The organism is Streptomyces sp. NPDC002785, from assembly GCF_040295565.1.
Classification (GTDB): domain Bacteria; phylum Actinomycetota; class Actinomycetes; order Streptomycetales; family Streptomycetaceae; genus Streptomyces.
Window position 1 is genome coordinate 1 of the sequence record NZ_JBEOVN010000352.1, and the last position, 3,614, is coordinate 3,614.

The 3,614-nt window shown below is 61.4% G+C and carries 1 protein-coding gene and 3 pseudogenes; 1 reads left to right on the forward strand and 3 read right to left on the reverse strand.

The window, feature by feature from the left end:
• The first annotated feature begins 268 nt into the window (after positions 1–268).
• Positions 269–895 carry a hypothetical protein gene (locus tag ABTZ94_RS36750; protein WP_351207687.1) on the forward strand — a complete coding sequence of 209 codons (627 nt, stop codon included), beginning with the start codon at positions 269–271 and terminating at the stop codon, positions 893–895.
• A 363-nt stretch (positions 896–1,258) separates the two neighbouring features.
• Here the strand turns inward: ABTZ94_RS36750 and ABTZ94_RS36755 are convergent.
• The 3 pseudogenes from ABTZ94_RS36755 to ABTZ94_RS38105 all read right to left on the reverse strand — a co-directional run.
• A pseudogene (locus tag ABTZ94_RS36755) lies at positions 1,259–1,614 on the reverse strand (hypothetical protein); the annotation flags it as partial.
• A 529-nt stretch (positions 1,615–2,143) separates the two neighbouring features.
• Positions 2,144–2,764, reverse strand: a pseudogene (locus tag ABTZ94_RS36760) (RHS repeat-associated core domain-containing protein); the annotation flags it as partial.
• A pseudogene (locus ABTZ94_RS38105) lies at positions 2,763–3,614 on the reverse strand (DUF6531 domain-containing protein); the annotation flags it as partial. The pseudogenes ABTZ94_RS36760 and ABTZ94_RS38105, both read right to left, overlap by 2 nt.

Below are 3,614 nucleotides of genomic sequence, written 5' to 3' on the forward strand. Positions count from 1 at the left end.
GAGGTCAGCTGTCCTGACTCGTCGTATGCGAAGCGGTTGGTGTGGCCGAGCGGGTCGGTGCGGGACAGGAGGCGGTTGTAGCGGTCGCGTTCGAAGCGGCTGATCGCACCCAGCGGGTCGATCTCGGCCACCACCTGGTGGCCGTCATTGACGATGTAGCGGTGGACGGCTCCGCTGCTGCTGGTGACGGTGGTGCAATCCGGTCTCGGGATCGGTTCCGTCGTAATCCATGAGACATGGGACGGTCGAGGGGCCCGAGCTCCCCGGTGTGGCCGAACGGTTGGTGGAGCGTTTCGGTGTGACGCCACTCGCTCTGGATGATCTCCTCCTCACGACTCTGCGGGAGCTGGCTCAGGAGCAGCGTGCGCCCTGGCAGGCGCTACTGAAGGCGGATGCCGCGTTCGCCGCCTCGGGGAGCATCGGCGCGGGCCTCGCCTCCTACGCGCGGCTTGCGTTGGAGCGGGTCGTGGCCCGCGTCGCGGAGCTGGCGGCGGCCGCTGGCCCGCGCACGGTGCTGCTCGCTCACCGGGCCGGGCTGGTTGCCCGCTACTGGGAGGTGGGGGGACGGGAGTTGCTGGTCGCGTTGCAGAATGCCGCCGGGCGCCCCGCTGACGCTCCGCACGGCTTGTGGCTCCTCGTCCCCATGGAGGATCCCGAGGCCTCGCCCGCCCTGGATGGCCGCACGGTGGATGTGGTGGACCGGGCGACCGGGTGGGTGGTGCTCGACGGGCTGTTCCTGAAGGAGCTGAAGTCGGGGACGTGGGAGAAAACGGGCGTGGCAGTGGGTTCTGCTTGTAGAGGGCGTGGCCTCAGTCGCCACACTGCAACCTTGCTCGTTATGGGAATGGTGAGGGGCGTCGAAATCGTTTCAGTCCCGACCTTGCCGTATATTTAGCTGACACTCATTCCGCGCTCAGGCCACTGGGATGTCTCTTCGTAAAGCGCATTAATTTTACGTGACGCTTTCAGGAATGCATAATTGATTTCTCCGTCAATCGGTCGAGATCTGCGACTCTTCGTGTCCATCACTAGTCGATGAGGAGGGTCATTGGTGTCGAATCCGAAGACATATTCGACCGATTCGGCTGATTCGGAAATCTTTCGAAAATATACCAGCGAAGCCATCACCATTCACCTTCCAAGTCTTCCCGCTTGAATAGCGGAATGTGTTGTTCCCAATTGTAGTCTTCGTTCGCGAATCGGTGAGCTTCCTGGTAAGTGGATCCAGGGTTGTCGCGGAGGTATCCGAGCTCAGCTAGCTCATGGCCTTCACCTCCTCCTCGGACAGGTGCGGATTCCCGTTCAAAGAGTTCACGCCGATCTTGAACAAGTCCTTGATGTACTGCTCCTGCTCCGCGAAGGACCCCGCCGACAACCCAACCCCCAGCGCGAAGCCGTTGCCCTTCTGCGTCAGGGCCCGCACACCCCACTCCCACCGGTTGCGAACGTCTCGAAATCCGACATCAGCCCGCCATGCCCCAACTCCATCCCCGACAAGGCAAGATCCGAGAACCCCCGACCCGTCGACGCCTGCCCGATCACGCCGAGATCCTTCAACTCCGCATGCGCCAGATCGATTCCCTTCGCGATTTCCGTCGGGGCCTCCGGCGGCACCTCAATATCAGATTTATCCTCGCTCTTTCTCGCTAAATAGGACACGGCCTTAGTTGAAATTTCGGGCAATGATCCAGTATTCGTCATCCTCCTCGGAAACTGCGAACAGACAACTTCCATCTGCTAACAAGCTAAGAAATTCTGGTGAACCAGTCGCTACAGCGATCCCTGACGGAAGGTTTAGCTCGACGGTGCATCTCACCCGAACCCAACCGACAGCGACACCCCCACCCCCGGGTGGCAGGATGATGAATTCGATATTTCCCGAAGGGTCCAGTCGATCGGAAATATGTGCCCGCCACAGGCGGTCAAGTTCCTCAAGAGTGGAATTCTGTCCCTTCGCGACGGTGATTGTTGGCTCCACGTCGACACCTGTCACTGGCGCGAATGGTGGCCAAGGGGGATGGTGCCGAAACAGGTGCGCCCCCTTCAATGGCTGTCAAACCGCTACTAGCTCGCAGGATACTATCCCAATCCCGAGCCATATCATTAGGCATTCCGGACCTTCTTTCCAGGATAGCGAGTGTGGTTAATTTCCTTCATAAAAGAAATGGTGATCCCCTTCGGGTTTATTTATCTTTCCATATCGCCCCATGTCTTCAGGGTACGCAAAAGTCCGATCGGGTCGCTGTACCCTGCTGTTGTCCCATCCGAAGTTGACCAAGCTGCGAGTGTCATCAATCTTGGGTTTCCCGGCATGGAAATGCGTTCCCGCAGGATCGGAAATATGTTCCACGATGACGCGAGATCCTTGTGGTGTATCAAATTGTCGGAAATTGCCCCAGTGGCTTTCATCCTTCGAGTACGTGTAGCCCGGTGCGTGCTTCAGATGTTTGTCCCCGCTGACAGTCCACTCGGCGATTGGCGTCTCGCCGTACGGTACGCCTGCGGCTTCGAAGGCAGCTTTCTCCGCGTCCTCTCTTTTCTTGAACGGGTTACTCGCCTCTCCCTTCGGCGGGCAAGGTGTCAGCCCGAGGGGGTCTGTCGAAGCGCGTGGGTCAGAGACGTAGGTGGCCGGATTAGGGGCGGGCGCAAGTCCCAGCGGGTCGGCGGAGAGGTATCTCGCTGTCTCCGCGTCGTAGTGGCGGAAGTAGTTGTAGTGAAGGCCTGTTTCAGGGTCAAAGTACTGGCCGGGGAAGCGGAACGGGGTGCACGATCGACGTCGGGGCACCCGTCTCGTCGTACTCGAAGGCGATCCAGCGGCCGTTACGGTCGTCGATCTGAGCCAGGAGCGCCAGCTCCCCTGTGGGGTGGTCGACGAAGTGCCGGATTTGGCCGGTTTCCGGGTCGGTGATGGTGTAGCCGTCGTTCACCCGGTCAAGGGGCCAGCGGCGGCCGTGCGTGGGCATGACGGGGGCGCCGGGTGTGGGGTGCGGGTAGGCGAGCAGGCTTCCTTCGTTGCAGCTGAAGACCACGCCTTCCGCGTCGATCTCCAGGCGCTGGTCGACTGTGCTCGACCAGCCGGTGCCGAACCAGCGGCCGGCCCGGTATGAGGAGTCGAAGACGCGCTCGAAGATGAGGGGCAGTGATCCCGGTAGCGCGATGTCCGTCTGCGGGAGCAGCATGCGCCCGGTCGCGACATCGATCGGGTCATTGACGCATTTGACCTTGCTGCACTGGTTGGCGTTGGGGTCGGGGGCGTTCTCGTGCCCTTGTCGGTTCTTGCCTTTGGGGCGTTTGAGGAGGTCCTTCATTCCGGCCCGTAGGCCGCCCTTGATCAGGCCGCCGCCCTTGGTCCCGGCGAGTTCGGGGAGGAGTCGGCCGAAGAATTCGGTGGGGTCGCCCTTGGCGGCGTCTCAGGCGTTCTTGAGTGCTCGGTCGGGGTTGGCGGCGCTGGAGACGAGGCCGGCGAGCGTCATGTTGACGCCCTTGTAGTACTCGGCCGGGTGCGTCAGGTTGTACGGATCGGTCGGGTTGACCGAGCGGACGAAGTTCAGCAGGCCCGCGGTGCCCTTGACGATTCCGCCGCCGAAGTGGGCGAGCTCGATGCCCTGGCCAAC